Origin of the sequence: Comamonas sp. MYb396, from assembly GCF_037479555.1 — a bacterium.
Taxonomy (GTDB): Bacteria; Pseudomonadota; Gammaproteobacteria; order Burkholderiales; family Burkholderiaceae_C; genus Comamonas.
Genome location: NZ_JBBGYU010000010.1, coordinates 84,474 through 107,600, shown reverse-complemented (window position 1 = coordinate 107,600; position 23,127 = coordinate 84,474). Strand labels below are relative to the sequence as shown.

The 23,127-nt window shown below is 65.9% G+C and carries 22 protein-coding genes; 12 read left to right on the top strand and 10 right to left on the bottom strand.

The genetic code is table 11. From position 1 onward, the window contains the following. Positions 1-23 precede the first annotated feature (23 nt). The gene (locus tag WH265_RS20755; RefSeq protein WP_339559524.1) at positions 24-791 is read left to right on the top strand and encodes an amino acid ABC transporter permease; all 768 of its coding nucleotides are present in this window, start codon (positions 24-26) and stop codon (positions 789-791) included. Further along, on the top strand, positions 788-1,477 hold the full coding sequence (locus WH265_RS20750; RefSeq protein WP_339559523.1) for an amino acid ABC transporter permease: 690 nt from the start codon (positions 788-790) through the stop codon (positions 1,475-1,477). The genes WH265_RS20755 and WH265_RS20750 overlap by 4 nt, the downstream gene beginning before the upstream one ends. A 73-nt stretch (positions 1,478-1,550) precedes the next feature. Here WH265_RS20750 and WH265_RS20745 read toward each other — a convergent pair whose 3' ends face one another. From WH265_RS20745 to WH265_RS20735, 3 genes are all read right to left on the bottom strand, one after another. Beyond that, positions 1,551-2,912 (bottom strand): glycerophosphodiester phosphodiesterase family protein, encoded by a 1,362-nt coding sequence (locus WH265_RS20745; RefSeq protein WP_339559522.1) that lies wholly within the window; start codon positions 2,910-2,912, stop codon positions 1,551-1,553. Positions 2,913-3,199: 287 nt separating this feature from the next. Further along, positions 3,200-3,469, bottom strand: a complete 270-nt coding sequence (locus WH265_RS20740) for a hypothetical protein (RefSeq protein WP_339559521.1) — start codon at positions 3,467-3,469, stop codon at positions 3,200-3,202. Positions 3,470-3,512: 43 nt separating this feature from the next. Then, on the bottom strand, positions 3,513-4,292 hold the full coding sequence (locus tag WH265_RS20735; protein WP_339559520.1) for an SDR family oxidoreductase: 780 nt from the start codon (positions 4,290-4,292) through the stop codon (positions 3,513-3,515). A gap of 116 nt (positions 4,293-4,408) precedes the next feature. On the opposite strand from WH265_RS20735, the gene WH265_RS20730 reads away from it, so the two are divergent. Further along, entirely contained in the window at positions 4,409-5,344 is a 936-nt protein-coding gene (locus tag WH265_RS20730) for a LysR family transcriptional regulator (protein WP_339559519.1), read from the top strand. 104 nt (positions 5,345-5,448) lie between these two features. Here the strand turns inward: WH265_RS20730 and WH265_RS20725 are convergent, their stop codons facing one another. The 3 genes from WH265_RS20725 to WH265_RS20715 all read right to left on the bottom strand — a co-directional run bounded on the left by WH265_RS20725 (position 5,449) and on the right by WH265_RS20715 (position 7,053). Further along, positions 5,449-5,799, bottom strand: coding sequence for an RNA recognition motif domain-containing protein (locus WH265_RS20725; RefSeq protein ID WP_021025325.1), 351 nt, complete (start codon positions 5,797-5,799; stop codon positions 5,449-5,451). A 108-nt stretch (positions 5,800-5,907) separates the two neighbouring features. Beyond that, a complete protein-coding gene (locus WH265_RS20720) occupies positions 5,908-6,117 on the bottom strand; it encodes a hypothetical protein (protein WP_084635674.1) in 210 nt (69 codons plus the stop codon). A gap of 264 nt (positions 6,118-6,381) precedes the next feature. Beyond that, on the bottom strand, positions 6,382-7,053 hold the full coding sequence (locus WH265_RS20715) for an ankyrin repeat domain-containing protein (RefSeq protein WP_021025323.1): 672 nt from the start codon (positions 7,051-7,053) through the stop codon (positions 6,382-6,384). A gap of 177 nt (positions 7,054-7,230) precedes the next feature. Between WH265_RS20715 and WH265_RS20710 the strand changes: the two genes are divergently transcribed. Further along, complete coding sequence (locus WH265_RS20710) at positions 7,231-8,397, top strand: hypothetical protein (protein ID WP_339559518.1); 1,167 nt, start codon at positions 7,231-7,233, stop codon at positions 8,395-8,397. Positions 8,398-8,416: 19 nt separating this feature from the next. On the opposite strand, the gene WH265_RS20705 is transcribed toward WH265_RS20710, so the two are convergent. From WH265_RS20705 to WH265_RS20690, 4 genes are all read right to left on the bottom strand, one after another. Next, on the bottom strand, positions 8,417-9,043 hold the full coding sequence (locus tag WH265_RS20705) for a pseudouridine synthase (RefSeq protein ID WP_339559517.1): 627 nt from the start codon (positions 9,041-9,043) through the stop codon (positions 8,417-8,419). Further along, entirely contained in the window at positions 9,043-9,729 is a 687-nt protein-coding gene (locus WH265_RS20700; protein WP_339559516.1) for a GntR family transcriptional regulator, read from the bottom strand. Before WH265_RS20700 ends, WH265_RS20705 begins: the two co-directional genes overlap by 1 nt. A 4-nt stretch (positions 9,730-9,733) precedes the next feature. Beyond that, entirely contained in the window at positions 9,734-11,041 is a 1,308-nt protein-coding gene (locus WH265_RS20695) for a C4-dicarboxylate transporter DctA (protein ID WP_260718493.1), read from the bottom strand. A 234-nt stretch (positions 11,042-11,275) separates the two neighbouring features. Further along, entirely contained in the window at positions 11,276-11,641 is a 366-nt protein-coding gene (locus WH265_RS20690) for a RidA family protein (RefSeq protein WP_021025308.1), read from the bottom strand. Between the two features lie 132 nt (positions 11,642-11,773). On the opposite strand from WH265_RS20690, the gene WH265_RS20685 reads away from it, so the two are divergent. From WH265_RS20685 to narJ, 8 genes are all read left to right on the top strand, one after another. Beyond that, positions 11,774-12,439, top strand: a complete 666-nt coding sequence (locus WH265_RS20685; RefSeq protein ID WP_339559515.1) for a TenA family protein — start codon at positions 11,774-11,776, stop codon at positions 12,437-12,439. Between the two features lie 78 nt (positions 12,440-12,517). Next, positions 12,518-13,717, top strand: coding sequence for a threonine ammonia-lyase (locus WH265_RS20680; RefSeq protein ID WP_116927483.1), 1,200 nt, complete (start codon positions 12,518-12,520; stop codon positions 13,715-13,717). Between the two features lie 206 nt (positions 13,718-13,923). Beyond that, complete coding sequence (locus tag WH265_RS20675; RefSeq protein WP_312988906.1) at positions 13,924-15,192, top strand: MFS transporter; 1,269 nt, start codon at positions 13,924-13,926, stop codon at positions 15,190-15,192. A gap of 34 nt (positions 15,193-15,226) precedes the next feature. Then, positions 15,227-16,663: an MFS transporter gene (locus tag WH265_RS20670; protein ID WP_339559514.1), complete on the top strand. Its 1,437-nt coding sequence runs from the start codon at positions 15,227-15,229 to the stop codon at positions 16,661-16,663. 39 nt (positions 16,664-16,702) lie between these two features. After that, complete coding sequence (locus tag WH265_RS20665; RefSeq protein ID WP_339559513.1) at positions 16,703-20,509, top strand: nitrate reductase subunit alpha; 3,807 nt, start codon at positions 16,703-16,705, stop codon at positions 20,507-20,509. 25 nt (positions 20,510-20,534) lie between these two features. Beyond that, positions 20,535-20,894 (top strand): cupin domain-containing protein, encoded by a 360-nt coding sequence (locus tag WH265_RS20660; protein ID WP_339559512.1) that lies wholly within the window; start codon positions 20,535-20,537, stop codon positions 20,892-20,894. Beyond that, a complete protein-coding gene (gene narH / locus WH265_RS20655; RefSeq protein ID WP_339559511.1) occupies positions 20,891-22,414 on the top strand; it encodes a nitrate reductase subunit beta in 1,524 nt (507 codons plus the stop codon). The genes WH265_RS20660 and narH overlap by 4 nt, the downstream gene beginning before the upstream one ends. A gap of 11 nt (positions 22,415-22,425) precedes the next feature. Further along, the gene (narJ, locus tag WH265_RS20650) at positions 22,426-23,112 is read left to right on the top strand and encodes a nitrate reductase molybdenum cofactor assembly chaperone (protein WP_339559510.1); all 687 of its coding nucleotides are present in this window, start codon (positions 22,426-22,428) and stop codon (positions 23,110-23,112) included. Positions 23,113-23,127: the final 15 nt, after the last annotated feature.

Here is a 23,127-nt window from a genome sequence, read left to right as displayed (position 1 = left end):
TGTGCCTTTTGGGGTCGGTATTTATGCAATTTTTAATGTCCTGGCTGGAGCCGCTGTGGCCGCACCTGCTGGCGGGCAAGTACTGGCGCTGGCTGCTGGAAGGTTGGTGCACCACGGTGCTGGCCTCGCTGCTGGTGATTGCGGCGTCCACGGTGCTGGGCATAGGCTTTGCGGTGGCGCGCAGCGCGGCCTGGGCACCGCTGCGCTGGCTGGCGCTGGTCTACCTGTCGGTGTTTCGCAATACGCCGCTTCTGGTGCAGCTGTTCTTTTGGTACTTTGGCGTGCCCAGCCTGCTGCCACCGGCCTGGATGGCCTGGCTCAACCAGGCGCACAGCCTGGCGCTGGGGCCGTTCAGCCTGGGCTGGCCTTCGCTGGAGTTTGTCTCGGCCTGCATCGGCATGGTGTTCTATGCGACGGCCTATGTGGGCGAAGAGGTGCGCGCCGGCATCAACAGCGTGCCCGCCAGCCAGAGCCAGGCGGCGCGTTCGCTGGGCATGGGCGGCTGGCAGCTGCTGCGCCATATCGTGCTGCCCCAGGCGCTGGCGCGGGTCATCTCGCCGCTGATGGGCCAGTACATGAACATCGTCAAGAACACCTCGCTGGGCATGGCCATTGGCCTGGCCGAGCTGTCGTACCGGGCGCGCCAGGCGGAGGCCGAGACCTTCCAGTCCTTCCAGGTCTATGGCATCACCACCTTGCTCTACATCGTGCTGATCGTGGTGCTGGAGCTGCTCAGCCAGCAGCTGGCCCAGCGCCGCCGCTGGGGCCGGGTGGAGGTGAGGCGCGCATGAACTTTGCTGCACTGGGCGATGACTGGCTCTACCTGCTGGTCGGCACCTTTCCCGAAGGGCCGCCGGGCGGCGCCTTGCTGAGCCTGATCCTGAGCGCGGTCTCCGGCCTGCTTTCTGCCGTGCTGGGGCTGGCGCTGGGCATTGCGCTGGTGATGGGGCGGGGCCGGGCCTTGCAGTGCCTGCGGGTGCTGCTGGGCTTTTTGCGCGCCATTCCGGTGCTGCTGCTGATCTTCTGGATTTATTTTTTGCTGCCGGTGCTGTTCAAGCTGGATGTGCCGGGCAGCTTCTCGGTGGTCTGTGCGCTGTCGCTGGTCAGCGGCGCCTACCTGGCCCATGGCGTGGCCGCTGGCCTGCAGGCGATTGCGCCGGGCCAGTGGGATGCGGGCGCGGCGCTGGGCCTGACGCGCTGGCAGGTGCTGCGCAGCCTCATCCTGCCCCAGGCGCTGGCGGTGATGCTGCCCTCGTTTGTGAACCAGTGGGTGACCCTGATCAAGGACAGCTCGCTGGCCTATATCGTCGGCGTGGGCGAGCTGTCCTTTTTGTCCACCCAGGTCAATGCGCGGCTGATGGTGCACCCGGCCGAGGTGTTCCTGCTGGTGGGCGCGATCTACTGGCTGATGTGCTCGGCGCTGAACCTGCTGGCCTGGGCGCTGGCGCGGCGCAGCCAGCCGCATTTGGTACGCTGAGTTGGCACGCTGATGCGGGCATGAAAAAAGGACGCCAGGCGTCCTTTTGGGGGTGAGCACTGCTGCGCCGTGCTTACTGGTTCTTCAGCTCGGTGATGTAGGCATCGCGGGCCTGTACGCCCGTCGGGGTGAAGTCGGTGAACACGCCGTCGATGCCCAGGCGGTAGTAGGCCAGGAACTCCTGCACCGGGTCACCCTTGTAGATGCCGGCCAGGCGGCCCGCTTCGTTGCGGAAGGTGAAGCTGTGCACGATCAGGCCGGCCTTGTGGGCGTTGGCGATCAGGCCGGTGTCCTTCAAGGTGTTGACGTCCTTCAGGCCCGAACCATTCTTGTAGGGCACGACGGAGTGGGCCAGGATCTGGGGCTTCCAGGGGCCGATGCCGTCGGCATAGGTCTTGATCTCGGCCAGGCCGGCCGGGGTCTGCATCACGGCAAAGGTGCGGGCATCGCCAGCCAGGGTCCAGCTGTAGGGGCGGCCGCTGATGAAGGTCCATTCATCGGTGGTGATGTAGACCATCGAGCCGTCCTTGAGGTCGAAGTCATTGCCATCGATCAGCTGCACGCCCTTGGCCTTCATGCCGGCCTTGCGCAGGTACTTGAGGCTCTCGGGGTCAAAGCTCTGGATGTAGACGGCCGAGTCCTTGCTGTTGAGCTTGTTCTTCTCGAGCAGCGCCATCACGGCGTCTTCAAACGGGTGGCTGCCGCTGCCGCAACCATTGGCGATCGCCTGCTGGTTGTTCCAGTAGGGGTTCTTGGTTTCGGCATACACGGGGATGGTGCGGCCCAGCGACTTGCCCTTGGCCGCTGCGATGTCGATCACATCCTGGGCGCTGATCAGCGGCAGCTTGCCGTTCCACTCGGTGGGGCGGTCGGCGCGGTTGTCCAAGGTGGTGCCGGCAACCCAGTCACGCAGCTCCTGCATCGTGAAGTCGCTGATCGACCAGTCATTGCTGTGGTCTTCGCCGTCGACGATCAGCGCCTTGAGCACCGACTTCTGGTTGCCCGGCTCGACCAGGTCCGTCAGGTACTGGCTGGGGCCGTTGGCCGGAATGGCGGGGTACTTCACATCGACCAGCACGCCGGGCGTGGTGCGCTTGCGGGCTGCCACGGCGGCATTGGTCTTGGCTACGTCGGCGATGTTGGTGCTGTCGCTCAGCCAGGCGTTGTGGCGTGCCACCAGCTGGCAGTCACGCGTCATGTGCATGTCCAGCTCCAGCATGTCGGCGCCGGCATCGGCCGCCTTTTCGTAAGCCATGCGGGTCTGCTCGGGGTACATGCCCGAGTAGCCACGGTGGGCGATCACCTGGGGCTGCTTGCCGTCCAGGGTCTTGAAGCTGGGATCATCATCGCCGCCGCCACAAGCGGTCAGCAGCAGTGCGCCGCACAGGGCAGAGCCCAGCGCAGCCAGGCGAAATGTGGGTTGGTGTGTTGTCATCGTCCGTTGTCCCCAGGGTTGGTGAATCAGCAAGTGGATGGATGCTGCGGGGTCGGTATGACGGCACGGTGACAATGTAAAGCACGCGTCTGCGGCTCACAACAGGCGAGGTGTGCAGGCACTTGTTGTGCAGGCACTTGTGGGTCTTTGCTGCCGCCTGTAGAGAACACCCCCATCAACCGCTGCAGGCATCCAATTCCATGCACCAGCGTAGTGCAAGGCTGGGGGCTGGCCCAGTGTTTTCGATGCTGCAGCGCGGCAACTGTGGTGTTCTGTCCAATCGCCGATCAGGCGCGGCCCAGCCACCAGACCAGGCCCAGCGCCAGCGCGGCGGGCACGGCGAAGTTGACGAGAAAGATGGGCAGCTCCTGCGCGACGGTGTAGCCGGCCTTGTGGACGCCGACCCACATATTGACCAGCGCAACCCCCAGCCAGGCGGGGATGAAGTACTTGGCCGCCAGCGCGATGCTGGCCGCATCGGCGCCCCAGAGCTTGCCCAGCAGGGCAAAGACGGCCAGCAGCAGCAAGCCGGTCAGCATGACCAAAATCATATGCATGGGCAACTCCTTGTGGTGGTGGGAGCGCGGCGCCCTCCCGGCCTTATTTTGTCGTATAGCCGCCGTTGATCAGAATCGTCTGGCCGGTGATCCACCAGCCATCGCTCACCAGGTGGCGCACAAAGGGCACCACGTCTTCGATGTCGGTCAGCCCCGTCTGGCTGAACGGCGACAGCGCCGCTGCGCTCTTGTGGTAGGCCTGCGCATCGGCGCTTTCCTGACCGTAGAAGAAGGGCGTGTCCATGGGGCCGGGGCCGACGGCGGTGACCGAGATGCCGCGTGCGCCCAGCTCCTTGGCCGCTGCGCGGGTGTAGTGCTCCACCGGCGCCTTGGTGCCCGCGTACGAGGAATAAAACGGCGTGAACGCGCCCAGCAGCGAGGTGACCAGGGTGCAGATCTTGCCGCCATCATTCACCTGCTTGCCCGCCTCTTTCAGGAAGAAGAACGCAGCCTTGTTGTTGACCGCATCCATCTCGTCAAACTCGGCCTCGCTGATTTCGGACATCGGCTTTTTCAGCACCTTGCCGACGGTGTTGATGGCGATGTCGGGGCGGCCCACAGCGGCCACCGCATCGGCAAACAGCTTCTCGACTGCTGCAGCGCTGGTCAGATCGCCTTGCAGGATGACCGCCTTGGCGCCGAGCTTTTGCACCGCTGCCAGGGTCTGCTCTGCATCGGCCTTGCTCGCAGCGCTGTTGTAGTGGATGGCGACGGCCTTGGCGCCATGGTGGACGAGGTCGGTGGCCAGCAGGCCCCCGAGGTTCTTGGCACCACCGGCGATCAGAACGGTTTTGCCTTGGATGCTGTGCTTGGGGTTGGACATGAAAAGCTCCTAGGGAAGAGCTGCTCAGCGTAATTGGTCATGAAACAAAGATAAATATAGAATTTATTCCATGTTTATCCAGAATTTATTAACAATGAATACGCAGGATCCGGGCCATGGACCGCATTGACCTGCTGCGCATCTTTTTGCGCGTGGCCGCGACCGGCAGCTTTTCCCAGGCCGCCGACCAGCTGGCGCTGCCCCGGCCCACGGTGTCGCTGGCGGTGCAGCAGCTGGAGGCCCGGCTGGGCACGCGCCTGCTCCACCGCACCACGCGCAAGGTGGCGCTGACGCTGGACGGCCAGGCGCTGGTGGACAGCGCCAGCAGCTTGGTCGATGAGATGCAGGACCTGGAGCAGCGCTTTCGCCCGCAGTCGCATGCGGTGGCCGGGCGCCTGCGCATCGATGTGCCCAGCCGTGTGGCGCGGCTGATCGTCGCCCCGGCATTGCCGGCGCTGCTGGCGCAGCACCCGGGGCTGGAGGTGGATCTGGGCTCCAGCGACCGGGCGGTGGACCTGGTGCAGGAGCACATCGACTGCGCCTTGCGTGTGGGCCCGCTGGCCGACAGCTCGCTGGTGGCCAAGGCGCTGGGCAGCATGGCGCTGATCAACTGCGCCAGCCCCGCCTACCTGGCCCGGCAGGGCAGGCCGCAGACTCCGGCCGATCTGGCAGCGCACCAGAGCGTGCACTACAACTCACCCACCAGTGGGCGCCCTGCCGCCTGGGCGTGGGTGGAGGGCGGCGCCGAGCACAGCATGGTGCTGCCCGGGGCCGTGGGCGCCAACCATGTGGAGAGCTATATCGCCTGCGCGCTGGCGGGCCTGGGCCTGATCCAGATACCGCGCTATGACGTGCAGGCGTATCTGCAATCGGGCGAGCTGGTAGAGGTGCTGCAGGGCTACCCGCCGCCTGCGCTACCGGTGCATGTGCTCTACCTGCACCGCGCGCAGCTGTCGCGCCGGGTGCGGGTGTTCATCGACTGGATCGAGCAGCTGCTGGTGCAGGCCGGAGCGATCGCGCCCGGCCCGCAGGGCTCCGCGTCCCGTCCATGACAAAAGCGCCTCTGTGTACCAGCGGTACCAAGAGGCGCTTTGTAAGGCCCCGGGAGGCCTGTTCGACCCGGCTAGGACAGCCGGGTCTTCAAGATGCGATGCGCTCAGTAGCGGCCACCGCCGTAACCACCTTGGCCGTAGCCCACGTCCGAGCGACCGCCCGAACGCGCGCCTGCGTTGCTGTAGCCACCCGCGCCTCTGGACTCTTCCCGGGGGCGGGCCAGGTTGACGACGATCTGGCGTCCGTCGACGGACCGGCCATTGAGCGCGTCGATCGCTGCCTGGGCCACATCGGCCGAGGCCATTTCCACAAAGCCGAAGCCTTTGGAGCGACCGGTGTCGCGGTCCATCATGACTTTGGCCGAGGTCACGGCACCGAATTCGGAGAAGTTCTCCTCAAGGCTGGCGTCGGTCACGGAGTAGGGCAGGTTGCCCACATAAATTTTGCTGCTCATGTCAGAGCCTTTCTGGAAGAGGTTGCGCGATGCTTGCGCAGGGGTGGGCGATGGACTGGAGAACCCAGGCCCTATCGCCAAGGGATGGGAGGGGTTGCCCGCCGGCGATCAGCAGACCGGGGGCTTGGGCATGGACGACTGCAGCCAGCCTTGGGTCACGGCAAAGATGCGCGCCGCCTCTGCGGAGGCAAATGTCTTGTCGAAGCGGAAGACCCGGCAGTAACTGCCGTTGCCTGGTGCGCGCTGGACGGAGAAGGAGGCGCCGAAGCGGCCATTGGCGGTCGGGTGGGTTGACGGCGAAACGAGGTACTTCCCGATGGAAATAAAAGTCTTGGAAATGGGTAGCAATCTGGGGTCAGCGGCTTGGGGGGCCGGTGTGAGCGTGTAGTACGCGGTTGACTGCTGCTCTGCAGATCAACCAGGCGAATGTCGCCAGGAACGCTGGATGCCGCCTTGCGGGTCCACCAGCGGGAACCAGAGGCTTGCGCAGCGGCAAATACCTCTTGAACGGCATTCACTATAAAGCAATAGTTATAAAAAGTCTAATTTTTATTAACTTATTGCATAAAACAACGCTGCAGATCAGCGCGCACCCGCGGCGCTCAGCATCTCCACCATCGCGCTGTAGCCGCGCTGCCGGGCATGGGCCAGCGGCGTCACGCCCTCCTTGTCGGCCAGGTTCACATCGGCCTTGGCATCGATCAAGAGCTGCAGGATCTGCTGGTGGCGCGGGCCGCCATCGCTCAGCACGATGGCCTCCATCAGCGCCGTCCAGCCCAGGCGGTTGACATGGTTCACATCGACGCCGGCGTTGATGAGGGTGCGCACGGTCTCGACATGGCCGCGCTCGGCCGCCGGGATCAGCGCGGTGCCGCCATAGCGGTTGGTGCTGCGCAGGTCGGCGCCGTGGGCCAGCGTCATCTGCAGGATCTCCTGGTGGCCGCGTGCGCCGGCGTACAGGTAGGGGCTGTCTTCGATGTGGTCCTTGGCATTCACATCGGCGCCGGCCTCGATCAGGGCCTTGGCCGCTGCCACCTGGTTGCTCTGGGTCGCTACCAGCAGCGGCGTGCGGCCCTGGGCATCGCGCGCATCGAGGGCGCTGGCGCCTCCGTTTTGCAGCAGTTGCTGGATGCGGCTGCCGTTGTTGGCAGCCGCTGCCTGGTGCAGGGCGAGCGTGGTCATGTTCTGTGCGTGGGCAGGGGGTTGCGTCAGTTGAAAGGCCAGGCCAAGGCAGAGGCTGAGCAAGGGGCGCATGGGGTCTCCTTTGAACAGGTTCTTACAGCGGGGGTATGGCAGCCGCGTCCATCCCCTCCAGTTCATATACTCCCAAAACCATAGCTGGTCTTGCAGGCTTAGTGGGTGCGAAAGGGCATTCTTGCACAGGAATGCCGGATGCCGGTGGAGATGAGAGACAAGGGAGTGCAGAGACGAATGGGCGGGAGCAACGAGCGAAAGCAGCAGCGCGGCCATGCGGCGCTGCTGGTGCTGGGCGGGGTGCTGATGGCGGCGCTGGGCGTGCTGCTGCTATGGCTGTGGCTGCCGCTGCTGATAGCAGTGGCAGCAGGCGGGCTGGTGTTTGTGCTGCTGTCGCAAGCGGGCCGTATCGGCTGGATGCTGGAAGGGCGGCGCGCGCAGCGCGATCCAGGCTTGCTGATGGAGGACGGGCGGCTGCGCACGCCCGTTTGGCTGCCGTTTTACGCGATGCTGGCGGCCTTGCTGGCAACGGCTTGCGGCTGGATGGTCCTGTTCCTGCTGCCCGAGCGCCTGCACCCGGCCGAGATGCTGCAGATGGGCACGGGCCTGGCCGGCGCCATCGTGGTGCTGGTAGCGGTCTGGCTGCTGGGGCAGCTGAGCACCGGCTGGTCGCTGCTGCGCCAGGGCGAGGCCTGGAATGCCCGCCGCATGTCGCCCGAATGGTGGATCTGGGCGGCGATCGCCTTTGTGCCCGCGGCGCTGGCCATGGGCCTGATGGTGCCGGACCGGGCCGGGCTGCAGGTCTGGGGCCTGCAATGGCGCGGCTATGACAGCCAGCCCATCCGCATCCAGCTGACGCCCGCCCGCAACCCCGAACAAGCCCGCCTGCGCGACGCGGCCCTGCTGGAGTTGGTGCAGCCGCTGCTGGTGCAGGGCAGCCGCCGCATCCGTGCCAGCATGCGCAGCCGCCACGGCACAAGCCACTGGAGCGCCGCCCTGCCAGCGCGCTACCGCCTGCAAGGCGATGTGCTCGATATCCAACTGGCGGGCCGCCTGGAGCCGGAGGGGCTGCAGCGCTATGCACGGCAACTGCAGCAACTGGGCGCGGGCGACCACAGCGCCCTGCGCTGGCTGGCTGCGGCGCAATGCCTGCCAGCCCCCAGTGCGATGGCCGCCTTGAGCGCTGCCGCGCGGCGCGCGCAGTGGGCACAGGTGCAGGCCTGCGCGCAGCAGCGCAGCCAGGCCTTGCAGGCGCTGGGCGCGCAGCTGCAAGGGCAGATCGAGCAGGTGGAGGTGCTGCCGCTGGCGCACTACCGGCCCTGGCCCCGGCGCGGTGGCTGGCAGGCGGTGGCCTTGCCCTCGGGGCAAGAGGCTTTGGATGCATTGCCGCTGCTGGCGCATTGAGGCCTGGCGCGGCGGCTTTTTACAGCGCCAGATCTGTCCACTGCCCCGGCTCCAGGCCATCGAGCGTGTAGGGGCCAATGGCCATGCGCACCAGGCGCAGCGTAGGGTGGCCGACGGCGGCCGTCATGCGCCGCACCTGGCGGTTGCGGCCTTCGCGGATGATGAGCTCGATCCAGCAATCGGGCACGCTCTGGCGCACGCGGATGGGCGGGTCGCGGGGCCACATCGCAGGCTGCGGATCGAGCATGCGCACCTGGGCCGGCAGGGTCTTGCCGTCTTTCAGGGCCACGCCATCGCGCAGCTGCTGCAAGGCAGCGGCATCGGGAATGCCTTCGACCTGCACCCAGTAGGTCTTGGCCATCTTGTGGCGCGGATCGGCAATGCGGGCCTGCAGCTGGCCGTCGTTGGTCAGCAGCAGCAGGCCTTCGCTGTCGCCATCGAGCCGGCCGGCGACATAGACGCCGGGCACGTCGATAAAGTCCTTGAGGCCCTGCCAGCGCCCCTCGGGCGTGAACTGGCTGACAACGCCATAGGGCTTGTGAAAACCCAACAGCCGGGGCGGGCCGGCCGGGACTGCGGGCCTGGCAGGCTTGAGGCGCTTGACCGGCCCGCCGCTCTTGCGCGGCCGCATGTGTGGCTCGGGCATCAGCGCTGCACGGGGCTCAGGGTGGCACGCAGGCGCTCGCCCGGTGCGGTCTCCGGGGGCGGGGGCGTGGTCTCCAGCGCTTCTTCGACATTGCCGATATGGGCCAGCATCAGTGTGCGGGCCTGCTCGGCATCGCCCCGCTCCAGCGCCTCGACAATGCTGGCGTGGTCCGCGCAGGACTGCTCGGCGCTGTGGTCGGACTGGTAGAGCGTCGCAGCCAAGGTGGTGCGGGCGGTCAGGTCGCGCAGGGTATCGGCCAGCAGGCGGTGGCCCATGTTCTCGGCCAGGCAGACATGGAAATCGGCCAGCAGAAAGGCGCGCGTGGCCGCGTCGGCGCCCTGGATGGCGCGCTGCTCCTCGTCGATATGCAGGCGCAGCTGGCGGATCACCTGCTGCATCGGGCGGCCTGCGGTCTCCAGGATGCCCGCCTCGATGATGCGCCGGGCGGCGAAGGCGTCACGTGCCTCTTCGGCGCTGGGCTGCACCACATACCAGCCCCGGCGCGGCTGCACCTGCACAAAGCCGCGCGCCTGCAGCTGCATCAGCGCCTCACGCACCAAGGTGCGGCTGACCGAGAAGTTGTCCGCCAGCGCCTGCTCTCCCAGGCGCTCCCCGGGCGAGAGCTTCTGCGCGAGGATGGCTTCGACGACGCGTTCTGCAATGGTGGTGGGGCTGACAGCAGTCATGGGCTCAGGCGTGGGGTGTAGACAGCTCCGATTGTGCCGTGTCTTGCGGTAGTTTCTCGCCATTGAGCACCTTATGGGCCCGTTCGCGGTCGATATCGCCCTCCCAGGAGGCAATCGCCACGGTGGCCACGCAGTTGCCGATCAGGTTGCCCAGCGCGCGGGCAATGCCCATGAACCAGTCCACCGACAGCACCAGCACCAGGCCGATGGCCGGGATGGCGGGGATCGCATGCAAGGTGGCGGCCAGCACCACAATCGCCGAGCCGGGCACGCCGTGTGCGCCCTTGGAGGTGACCAGCGCAATGGCCAGGATGGTCAGCAGATCGGTCATCGAGATCGGCGTATTGGTGGCCTGGGCAATGAAGACCGCCGCCAAGGTGATGTAGATCGAGAATGCATCGAGGTTGAAGGAGTAGCCGGTGGGGATCACCAGGCCGACGGTGGAGTCGCGGATGCCCAGGTGGCGCAGCTTGGCCATGATCTGGGGCAGCACGCTGTCCGACGAGGTGGTGGCAAACACCACCATCAGCTCTTCTCGCAGGTAGCGCAGCAGCTTGATGAGGCTGAAACCCGAGACGCGCATCGCAAAGCCCAGCACCACAAACACAAAGAAGGCGACGGCCACATAGAACAGCAATACCAGCATGCCCAGCTGCTTGAGCGAGCCCACGCCGTACTGGCCAACGGTAAAGGCAATCGCGCCCAGCACGCCCAGCGGCGCGAGCTTGATGATGATGCCCATCACCTTGAACAGCACATGCGACATCGTGTCGATCAGCAGGCTGACCGGCGCGCCGCGCTCGCCCAGCATGGTCAGCCCGCAGCCAAACAGCACGGCAAACAGCAGCACCTGCAGCACATCGCCGGTGGCAAAGGCCTGCACCACGGTGGTGGGGATCAGCTTCATCAGAAAATCGACCGTGCCGCCGCTGGTCAGCTTGTCGGCATTGCTGGCGTAAGCGCTCATGGCCGAGGCATCGAGCTTGCTCGGGTCCACGTTCATGCCTGCACCAGGTTGGAACACAAAGGCCAGCACCAGGCCCAACACCAGCGCGATGGTGGTGAGCACCTCGAAGTAGATCAGCGCCTTGACGCCAACCCGGCCCACGCGCTTGAGGTCGCCTGCGCCCGCAATGCCATGCACCACCACGCAGAACACCAGCACCGGGATGATCATCTTGATGAGCTTGATGAAACCATCGCCCAAAGGTTTGAGCTTGACGGCCCACTCCGGCACCAGCAGCCCGATGAGGACCCCCACGATAAGAGCCACCACCACCTGCCCGAACAGCGATCTGACAAAACGACGCATACGCATTCCTTTTCGGTTTGTATACAAGTTGTAAATTTCTTGTATGCAAAATGTACCCATGCACATACCGATCAGTGAACAGGGATTACCCGTGAGCGTTCACCGACTTGTGCAGCCTGGGAGACACAAGCAAAAAGCCTGCCATGCAAGTTGCAAGACAGGCTTTGTATGCAAGGAATGCTGCGTTCAACGCAGCCTATGAACAGGTTTTTCGGCAGGGCCAGCGCGTGCCGATCAGGCCTTGTCGACGGCGGCGACCACCACCACTTCGATCTTGTAGGCCGGGTTGCCCAGCGTGGCCTGCACGGTGGCGCGGGGCGGCGTGTGGCCGGGGGCCACCCAGGCGTCCCAGACGCTGTTCATCTGGCCGATCTCGCTGATGTCGGTCAGGTAGATCTGGCACTGCAGGATGCTGGCCTTGCTCGATCCGGCCTCGCCCAGCAGGCGGTCGATATGGCCCAGCACTTCCTGGGTCTGGGTGACGATATCGGCGCCGGGGTTGTTCTCGGGGATCTGGCCGGCCAGGTAGACGGTGCCGTTGTGGATGGCGATTTCGGACAGGCGGGCGCCGACGTGGCGGCGGTCGATGGCAGAGGTCATGCTCGTCTTTCGGTAACAGAGGGAGAGGGTGGGGATGTGCAAAAATCATAGCGCATCACAAGGATGGTGCGCAGGCACAAGGCTGTTGCGGCACAATGGCCCTCTTCGCCGTTGCAGCCTCTGCCACCCACCATGACTGACCGTTTTTCCGATGCGCTTCAAGCGCTGAACCAGCCCGTTTGGGATGCCTGCATCCAGCACCGCTTCATTGGCGAGATGCGGGCCGGCAGCCTGGACGATGCGGTGCTGCGCCGCTACCTGGTGCAGGACTACCAGTTCATCAACCAGTTTGTGGCGCTCTTGGGCGCGGCCATCGCCAGCGCCGATAGCTTTGCGCCGCGCGTGCGCCTGGCGCAGTTTGCGGCCATGATCACCAGCGATGAGAACACCTATTTCCAGCGCAGCTTTGACGCGCTGGACGTGTCCCAGCAGGAGCGCGAGACGCCGCCGCTTACGCTGCCGACTGTGCAGTTCCAGGCGCTGATGGGTCAGGCCGCGCGCAGCCAGAAATACGCCAACTGCCTGGCCGTGCTCTGCGTGGCCGAAGGCCTGTACCTGGATGGCTTTGACCAGCCCGGCCAGACCCTGCCGCCGCGCTTTGAACATGCCGAATGGATCAGCCTGCACGCCAATGCCTTCTTCCGCGATTTTGTTGGCTGGCTGCGCGCTGAGCTCGACCGCATGGGCGAGAGCATCGAGCCCGACGCGCGTGCCGAGGCGGCCGATTATTTCAGCCGCGCGGTGGCGCTGGAGCAGGCGTTTTTTGACCATGTCTACCAGCCGGCAAGCGCCGACTGAAGCCCGGCACCCCGGATACGGAACCCATCACCACCGCCGCCCCCAGGCCGGGCGGCCCACCCTCCAGCGAGTCACCCCATGCTCAGCATTCAAGACATCCGCGACGCCGCCCAGCGCATCCAAGGCAAGGTCGAGCGCACGCCCTGCCTCTACTCCCACACCCTGTCCCAGATCGTGGGTGCCAAGGTCTACCTCAAGTTCGAGAACCTGCAGTTCACGGCGGCCTTCAAGGAGCGCGGTGCCTGCAACAAGCTGATGCAGCTCAACGCCGAGCAGCGCGCACGGGGCGTGATTGCAATGAGCGCGGGCAACCATGCCCAGGGCGTGGCCTACCATGCGCAGCAGCTGGGGGTGCGGGCGGTGATCGTGATGCCGCGCTTCACGCCGGGCGTCAAGGTCGAGCGCACGCGCAGCTTTGGTGCCGAGGTGGTGCTGCATGGCGACACGCTGGAAGAGGCCCGCGCCCATGCCTATGCGATGGCCGAGGACCAGAAGCTGGTGTTTGTGCATCCCTTTGACGATGCCGACATTGCCGCCGGCCAGGGCACCTTGGCGCTGGAGATGCTCGAAGACCAGCCCGACCTGGACACCCTGCTGGTCGCCGTCGGCGGCGGGGGACTGATCGCCGGCATGGCCACGGCCGCCAAGGCGGTCAAGCCCGGCATCCAGGTGGTGGGCGTACAGACCTCGCGCTTTCCCAGCATGGTCAATGCGGTGCAGCACCAGGACCTGCCCGTGGGCGTCTCGACGATGGCCGAAGGCATTGCCGTGGCCACGGCCGGCCTGATCACGCGCGAGATCGTCGCCCGCACGGTGGACGACCTGGTACTGGTCGAGGAGAGCGATATCGAGCAGGCGGTGCTGATGCTGCTGGAGATTGAAAAGACCCTGGTCGAGGGCGCGGGCTCGGTGGGGCTGGCGGCGCTGCTGCGCTACCCCGAGCGTTTTGCCGGCCAGAAGGTGGGCCTGGTGCTGTCGGGCGGCAATATCGACCCGCTGCTGCTGGCCTCCATCATCCAGCGCGGCATGGTGCGCTCGGGGCGGCTCGCGCGCCTGCGCATCAGCTCACGCGATGTGCCCGGCATGCTCGCGCGCATCACGGCCATCGTGGCCGAGGCGGGGGCCAACATCGAAGAGGTGCACCACCAGCGCGCCTTCACCAAGCTGGCCGCGCAAAACACCGAGATCGACATCGTGCTGCAGACCCGCAGCAAGGCGCATATCGACGAGGTGGTGGACAAGCTGCGCGCCGTGGGCATGCAGGTCGATCTGGCCTGAGCAACCGGGCATCATGCCGGTCAGGCCGCAGGGCCGGTTTGATGCACATCAGGCGCTGCGGAGAAAAGCGGCGCCATAGTTCTTCAGAACGATGGCAGGGCGCAGGCCATCGTTCTTGCGGCGCGGCCTGATGCGCTAACCGGTGGATGGTGCGCTGCGCGCTGGCGCAGCACAGTAGGGGCAGACCAACAACATCTGCCGCCACCATGGATTCCGCCACTGCCCCTCCCGCTGTCTCGCGCCAGGCCTGGAGCGTGCTCGCCGTCAGCACGCTGGCCTTCACCGTCTGCTTCATGGTGTGGATGATGTTCGGCGTCATCGGCATCCCGCTCAAGCAGCAACTGGGCCTGAACGCGACCGAGTTTGGCCTGCTCACCGCCATGCCGGTGCTCTCGGGCTCGCTGGTGCGGGTGCCGCTGGGCATCTGGACGGACCGCTTTGGCGGCCGCACCGTGATGACCGTGCTGATGGCCGTCACCGTGCCGGCCGTCTGGCTCATGGCCTACGCCACGCAGTACTGGCAGTTCCTCGTCATCGGCCTGTTTGTCGGTCTGGCCGGTGGCTCGTTCTCGGTGGGCACGCCCTATGTGGCGCGCTGGTTTCCCAAGAGCCGCCAGGGCATGGCCATGGGCGTCTATGGCGCGGGCAACTCCGGCTCGGCCGTCAACAAGTTTCTGGCCCCGGCGCTGTTGGTGGCGGGCGGCTGGGCGCTGGTGCCCCAGGTCTACGCGGCCATTCTGGCCGGCACCGTGGTGCTGTTCTGGCTGTTCAGCGCGCATGACCCGCGCCACCTGGTGGCCAACAACGTTCGCTTTGTCGACCAGCTGCAGGCCTTGAAGGACCCGCGCGTGCTCAAGTACTGCCAGTACTACAGCATCGTCTTTGGTGGCTATGTGGCGCTGGCGCTGTGGATGGTGCAGTACTACGTGGGCGAGTACGGCCTGGACATCCGCGTCGCCGCCTTGCTCGCGGCCTGCTTTTCGCTGCCCGGCGGCGTGCTGCGCGCCATTGGCGGTGTGCTGTCCGACAAATACGGCGCCCACAAGGTCACCTGGTGGGTGATGTGGGTGAGCTGGATCTGCCTGTTCCTGCTGAGCTACCCGCAGACCGATTTCACCGTTGCCACGGTCAACGGCCCCCAGACCTTCCACCTGGGCCTGAACGTCTACAGCTTCACCGCGCTGATGGGTGTGCTGGGCGTGGCCTTTGCGTTCGGCAAGGCCAGCGTCTTCAAGTACATCGGCAACGACTACCCCGACAACATCGGTGCCATCAGCGGCATCGTGGGCCTGGCCGGCGGCCTGGGCGGCTTTGTGCTGCCTATCCTGTTTGGCCTGCTGCTCGATCTGACGGGCCTGCGCTCCAGCGCTTTCATGCTGCTCTATGGCGTGGTCTGGGTCTCGCTGATCTGGATGTACTGGACCGAGGTGCGCCGCACCGATGTGATGGGCCCCGCTGCAGGCCGCAAGGCGTGACAGCCGCCATCGATTTCTGCTGGAAAGACTCTCCATGACAAGCAACACCCCCTCTGCGCCGCGCCGCGGCAGCACCTTGACGATCTGGACCCCGGAGGACAAGGCCTTCTGGGAAAAGGAGGGCGAGGCCATCGCCAAGCTCAACCTGTGGATCTCTGTGCCGGCGCTGTTCCTGGCCTTTGCCGTCTGGCAGGTCTGGAGCGTGGTCGCCGTCAGCCTGCCGGGCCTGGGCTTTCAGTACTCCACCAACCAGCTGTTCTGGCTGGCGGCCGCGCCTGCGCTGTCGGGCGCCACCTTGCGCATCTTCTACTCCTTCATGGTGCCTTTGGTGGGCGGCCGGCGCTGGACGGCGATCTCGACTGCCAGCCTGCTGATCCCGGCGATCGGCATCGGCATGGCCGTGCAGGACCCGGCCACGCCCTACCCGACGATGCTGATCCTGGCGCTGCTGTGCGGCCTGGGCGGGGGCAATTTCAGCTCCAGCATGGCCAACATCAGCTACTTCTTCCCCAAGGACCGCAAGGGCTCGGCGCTGGGCGTGAATGCCGGCCTGGGCAACCTGGGCGTGTCGGTGGTGCAGTTCCTGAGCCCCATCGTCGTCACCGTCGGCCTGCTGGGCATCTTTGGCGGTGAGCCGCAGACCATCAGCCAGGGCGGGGTGCAGGTCCAGGTCTGGATGCAGAACGCCGCCTTCATCTGGGTGCCCTGGATTGCGCTGACCTCGGTCGCGGCCTGGTTCGGGATGAACGATGTGGCCGATGCCAAGGCCTCGGTGGCCGCGCAGGCCGCCATCTTTGTGCAGCCCCACAACTGGATCATGTGCCTGCTCTACCTGGGCACCTTTGGCTCCTTCATCGGCTTTGCCGCCGGCTTTCCGCTGCTGATCAAGGGCCTGTTCCCCGCCGCCAATCCGCTGGCCTACGCCTGGCTGGGCCCGCTGGTGGGCGCGCTGGTGCGGCCCTTTGGTGGCTGGCTGGCCGACAAGGTCGGTGGCGGCGTGGTCACGTTCTGGAACTTTCTGGTGATGGCGCTGGCCGTGCTGGGCGTGCTGTGGTTTCTGCCCAAGGGCACGGGCAGCTACGCGCTGGCCTGGGGGCCGCAGGCGGGCAGCTTCACCGGCTTTTTTCTGATGTTTCTGGTGCTGTTTGTCACCACCGGCATCGGCAATGGCTCCACCTTCCGCATGATCCCCGTGATCTTCAACCAGCTGGCCACGCAAGGCGCGGGCAAGGATGCGGCCTCGCAGGCCGCCGCCCTCAAGGAAGGCAATGTGCTGGGCGCCGCCGCCGTCGGCTTTGCCGGCGCACTGGGTGCGTATGGCGGCTTTTTCATTCCCAAGAGCTATGGCAGCTCGATCGCATCCACCGGCGGGCCCGAGGCCGCGCTGTGGGTGTTTTCTGCCTTCTATCTGCTGTGCGCCGTGGTGACCTGGTGGTGCTATGCCCGCCGCAACGCCGCGATGCCCTGCTAAAGGCTCCAGAGCCTGGACCCCACGAGAAAGAGAACCGTTATGAGCCATTTCCTCGACCGACTCACCCACTTTCGCCTGCCCAAGGAGAGCTTTGCCGGCGGCCACGGCCGCACCACCGGCGAAGACCGCACCTGGGAGGACGCCTACCGCGCCCGCTGGGCGCATGACAAGATCGTGCGCAGCACCCATGGCGTCAACTGCACGGGCTCCTGCTCCTGGAAGATCTATGTCAAAGGCGGCATCGTCACCTGGGAAACCCAGCAGACCGACTACCCGCGCACGCGCTGGGACATGCCCAACCATGAGCCGCGTGGCTGCGCCCGGGGCGCCAGCTACAGCTGGTACCTGTACAGCGCCAACCGGGTCAAGTACCCGATGGTGCGGGGCCGCTTGCTCGAGCGCTGGCGCGCTGCGCTCCAGGTGGCCAAAACGCCGGTCGATGCCTGGGCCCTGATTGCGCAGGACGATGCCGCACGCCGCGACTACCAGCAGGTGCGCGGCATGGGCGGCTTTGTGCGCTCGACCTGGGACGAGGTCAACCAGCTGGTGGCCGCTGCGAACGTCTACACCATCAAGCAGCACGGGCCGGACCGCATCATCGGCTTCTCGCCCATCCCGGCGATGAGCATGGTCAGCTACGCGGCCGGCAGCCGCTACCTGAGCCTGATCGGTGGCGTCTGCATGAGCTTTTACGACTGGTACTGCGACCTGCCACCGGCCAGCCCCCAGGTCTGGGGCGAGCAGACCGACGTGCCCGAATCGGCCGACTGGTACAACAGCAGCTACATCATCGTCTGGGGCTCGAACGTGCCGCAGACGCGCACGCCCGATGCCCACTTCTTCACCGAGGTGCGCTACAAGGGCGCCAAGACCGTGGCCGTGACCCCCGACTACAGCGAGGTGGCCAAGCTCTCCGATGTCTGGCTGCACCCCAAGCAGGGCACCGATGCGGCGCTGGCGATGGCCATGGGCCATGTGGCGTTCAAGGAGTTCTACTTCGACAAGCGCAGCGAATACTTTGACGGCTACGCGCGCCGCTACACCGACCTCCCGATGCTGGTGCTGCTCGAGAGCAAGACCCTGGCCGATGGCAGTGTGGTGCAGGTGCCTGGCCGCTACCTGCGCGCCAGCGATTTCAACGGCAAGCTCGGCCAGGACAACAACCCCGAGTGGAAGACCATGGCCTTTGACAGCCAGGGCCGCGCCGTGCTGCCCCATGGCTCCATCGGCTTTCGCTGGGGCGCCGAGGGCCGCGATGACGCGGGCAAGTGGAACCTGGAGTCCAAGGAAGCGCGCCATGGCGACGAGGTCCGCCTCAAGCTCTCGGTGCTGGAAGATGGCAGCCAGGCCCATGAGATTGTCGATGTCGGCTTTCCTTACTTTGGTGGCATTGCCACGCCGCACTTCACCGCCAACGAACAGCAAGGCGATGTGAGCCGTGCCAAGGTGCCGGCTGTGCGCCTGCGCCTGGGCAGCGAGGGCGACTACCGCGAGGCCCTGGTGGCCACCGTGTTCGACCTGCAGGCCGCGCAATACGGCATCAACCGGGGCCTGGGCAGCGGCGCTGCCAGCTATGACGACGATGCCGCCTACACGCCCGCCTGGGCCGAGAGCATCACCGGCGTGCCGCGCGAGCAGATCACCCTGGTGGCGCGCGAGTTTGCCGCCAATGCCGACAAGACCCAGGGCAAGTCCATGGTCATCATCGGCGCAGCGATGAACCACTGGTACCACTGCGACATGAACTACCGGGGCGTCATCAACCTGCTGATGCTCTGCGGCTGCGTGGGCCAAAGCGGCGGCGGCTGGTCGCACTACGTGGGCCAGGAAAAGCTGCGCCCGCAGACCGGCTGGACGGCGCTGGCCTTTGCGCTCGATTGGGCACGCCCACCGCGCCAGCAGAACTCGACCAGCTTCTTCTACGCCCATACCGACCAGTGGCGCTACGAGAAGCTGGGCCTCGAAGAGATCGTCAGCCCCCTGGCCGACCGCAGCCAGTACGGCGGCAGCATGATCGACTACAACGTGCGCGCCGAGCGCATGGGCTGGCTGCCCAGCGCGCCGCAGCTCAAGACCAACCCCTTGTCGATAGCGGCCGCCGCCGATGCCGCCAACCTGGCGCCGCGCGACTATGTGGCCCAGGGCCTGCAAAGCGGCAGCCTGGCGATGAGCTGCGAAGACCCCGATGCGCCCGAGAACTGGCCGCGCAACCTGTTTGTCTGGCGCAGCAACCTGCTGGGCTCCAGCGGCAAGGGCCATGAGTACTTCTGCAAGCACCTGCTGGGCACCGACAACGGCGTGCAGGGCAAGGACCTGGGCCCCGATGACGCCAAGCCCGAAGAGGTGACCTGGCATGCCGATGCACCCCAGGGCAAGCTCGACCTGCTGGTCACCCTGGACTTCCGCATGAGCACCACCTGTCTGTACTCGGACATCGTGCTGCCCACGGCCAGCTGGTACGAGAAGAACGACCTCAACACCAGCGACATGCACCCCTTCATCCACCCGCTGTCAGCCGCGGTCGATCCGGTCTGGGAATCGCGCAGCGACTGGGAGATCTACAAGGGCTTTGCCCAGTCCTTCAGCGAGGTCTGCGTGGGCCACCTGGGCGTGGAGCGTGACACGGTGCTGACCCCGCTGATGCACGACACCCCCGCCGAGCTGGCCCAGCCCTATGGCGTGGCCGAGTGGAAAAAGGGCGAATGCGCGCTGATCCCCGGCAAGACCGCGCCGCAGGTCACCGTGGTGGAGCGCGACTACCCCAACACCTACAAGCGCTTTACCGCACTGGGCCCGCTGATGGACCAGCTGGGCAACGGCGGCAAGGGTATTGGCTGGCAGACCGGCACCGAGGTTGAGCAGCTGGGCCAGTTGAATGGCCTGACCACCGAGCCGGGCGTGACCGAGGGGCGCCCGCGCATCGTGAGCGACATCGACGCCTGCGAGACCATCTTGCAGCTGGCGCCAGAGACCAATGGCCATGTGGCGGTGAAGGCCTGGGAGGCGCTGGAGAAGGTGACCGGCCGCGCGCACAAGCACTTGGCGATCTACCGCGAGGACGAGAAGATCCGCTACCGCGACATCCAGGCGCAGCCGCGCAAGATCATCAGCTCGCCCACCTGGAGCGGCATCGAGAGCGAGACCGTCAGCTACAACGCCGGCTACACCAATGTGCATGAGCTGATCCCATGGCGCACCCTCACCGGCCGCCAGCAGTTCTACCAGGACCACCCCTGGATGGTGGCCTTTGGCGAGGGCTTCTCCAGCTACCGGCCACCGGTGGACATGAAGGCCACGGCCGGCATGCAGGGCATCCAGCCCAATGGCCACCCCGAGATCCAGCTGAACTTCATCACGCCGCACCAGAAATGGGGCATCCACAGCACCTATACCGACAACCTGTTGATGCTCACGCTCAACCGGGGCGGGCCGGTGGCCTGGATCAGCGAGGAGGACGCCCAGCGCGCCGGCATCGAGGACAACGACTGGATGGAGATGTTCAACCTCAACGGCGCCGTTGCCGTGCGGGCGGTCGTCAGCCAGCGGGTCAAGCCCGGCATGGTGATGATGTACCACGCGCAGGAGAAGATCATCAACACGCCCGGCAGCGAGATCACCGGGGTGCGCGGCGGTATCCACAACTCGGTCACCCGGATTGTGCTCAAACCCACGCACATGATCGGCGGCTACGCGCAGTACAGCTACGGCTTCAACTACTACGGCACCATCGGCACCAACCGCGACGAGTTCGTCGTGGTGCGCAAGATGGCCAAGGTGGACTGGCTGGACACGCCGCGCGATGACCACCTGGCCGCCGCCTACCAGGCCCAGGGCGAGAACCCCTGAGCGCCGCGCAGAAGGACTCCCCGCCATGGCACTGATCCACACCCCTGCTGGCGCCATCTTCTCGGCGCGGCCCCTGGCGGCCGCGCTGGGCGCGGCGCGCTCGTACACCTTGGTGCGCGATCCCGATCTGCAGATCTTCCGCCTGGTGCTGCAGGCCGGCCAGTCGCTGCAGCGCCACCAGGTGCCCGAGCGCATGGTGATCCAGTGCATCGAAGGGCGCTTCGTCTTCGAGACCATGGGCCGCCAGCTGGCCATGGCGCCTGGTGACTGCTGCCACATCGCCGCGGGCGAGCCCCACGCCGTGCATGCCCAGGAGGCCGCCTCGGCCCTGGTCCTGCTTTTCGCACCGACCCCCACACCAACCCCCACGGAGAACCCAACATGAAGGTTCGCGCACAAATCGGCATGGTCCTGAACCTGGACAAATGCATCGGCTGCCATACCTGCAGCGTCACCTGCAAGAACGTCTGGACCAACCGCCCCGGCGTCGAGTACGCCTGGTTCAACAACGTCGAGACCAAACCCGGCATCGGCTACCCCAAGGAATGGGAAAACCAGGAGCGCTGGAATGGCGGCTGGGTCCGCAAGGCCGATGGCTCCATCGCGCCGCGCCAGGGCGGCAAATGGCAGCTGTTGATGAAGATCTTCGCCAACCCCAATCTGCCCGAGATCGACGACTACTACGAGCCCTTTACCTTCGACTACGAGCACCTGCAGACCGCCAAGGAGATGAAGGCCGCGCCCACGGCCCGGCCGCGCAGCCTGATCACCGGCCAGCGCATGGACAAGATCGTCTGGGGTCCGAACTGGGAAGAGATCCTGGGCGGCGAGTTCAGCAAGCGCAGCAAGGATGTGAACTTTGACGAGGTGCAAAAGGACATCTACGGCCAGTTCGAGAACACCTTCATGATGTACCTGCCGCGCCTGTGCGAGCACTGTCTCAACCCTGCCTGCGTGGCCAGCTGCCCCAGCGGCAGCATCTACAAGCGCGAGGAAGACGGCATTGTGCTGATCGACCAGGACAAGTGCCGTGGCTGGCGCATGTGCGTCTCGGGCTGCCCCTACAAGAAAATCTACTACAACTGGAAGAGCGGCAAGGCCGAGAAGTGCATCTTCTGCTACCCGCGCATCGAGGCGGGCCAGCCCACGGTCTGCTCCGAAACCTGCGTGGGCCGCATCCGCTACCTGGGCGTGCTGCTGTATGACGCAGACCGCATCGAAGCAGCGGCCAGCGTCACCCAGGACAAGGACCTGTACCAGGCCCAGCTCGATATCTTCCTCGACCCCCACGACCCGGCGGTGATCGCCCAGGCGCGGGCCGATGGCATCCCCGAGGCCTGGCTGATCGCTGCTCGCAACAGCCCCGTCTACAAGATGGCAGTGGACTGGCAGGTGGCCCTGCCGCTGCACCCCGAGTACCGCACCTTGCCGATGGTCTGGTATGTGCCGCCGCTGTCGCCGATCACCGCCGCCGCCCAGGCCGGCCATGTCAGCACCAATGGCGAGCTGCCCGATGTGAACCAGCTGCGCATCCCCGTCAAGTACCTGGCCAACCTGCTCACGGCAGGCGACACGGTGCCGGTGGTGCGCGCGCTGGAGCGCATGCTGGCCATGCGCGCCTACCAGCGCGGCAAGCATGTCGATGGCCTGCCCAACGAGGCCGCTCTGCAGCAGGCCGAGTTGACGGTGGCCGAGGCCGAGGAGATGTACCGGACCATGGCCATTGCCAATTACGAAGACCGCTTTGTGATCCCCACCACGCACCGCGAATACGCCGAGAACGCCTTCAATGTGCGCGGCGGCTGCGGCTTCTCGTTTGGCAACGGTTGCAGCGAAGGCGTGACCGACACCAGCCTGTTTGGCAGCGAGAAAAAACGCACCATCCCGATCCAGGCGAGCCTGTGAGGAGAGACAACATGAAAGACAGCATCAGCTTCACCTTGCGCGCACTGGCCCACCTGCTGCGCTACCCCGACGCCGATATGCGCGGCCATCTGGTCGACATCCACACGGCGCTCAACGCCGAGAACGCTTTGGGCCATGTGCGCCGCAGCGAGCTGGACGCATTGATGGACCGCCTGCTGGCCGAAGGCATGGATGCCGAAGCCATCTATGTGGACCTGTTTGACCGGGGCCGTGGCACCGCGCTGCACCTATTCGAGCATGTGCATGGCGACTCGCGCGACCGGGGCCCGGCGATGGTCGACCTGGTCCAGACCTATGAGCAGGCCGGCCTGTTGCTCGACCCCGCCGAGCTGCCCGACCACATGACGGTGCTGCTGGAGTTCGCCTCCACCCAGCCGACCCTGGAGGCGCGCGCCTTCATCGGTGAGTTTGCGCACATTCTGCAATCCATCGCTGCGGCACTGGGCCGCCGGCACAGCGACTACGCCGCCGTGCTGTCCGCCGTGCTCGATCTGGCCGGCCAGCCGCTGGTGGCCGACACCCCCGCTGCGCCGCTGCCCGCCGACGAGCCGCTGGACGCGAGCTGGGAAGAGCCCGCCGCCTTTGGCGGCTGCAACAGCCAGGGCCAGGCCGCGCCGGGCAGTGCCCAACCCATCCACATCACGCGGCGCCAGCCACCCGCTGGCGCGGCCCGCTGAACCCCGAGGAGACCG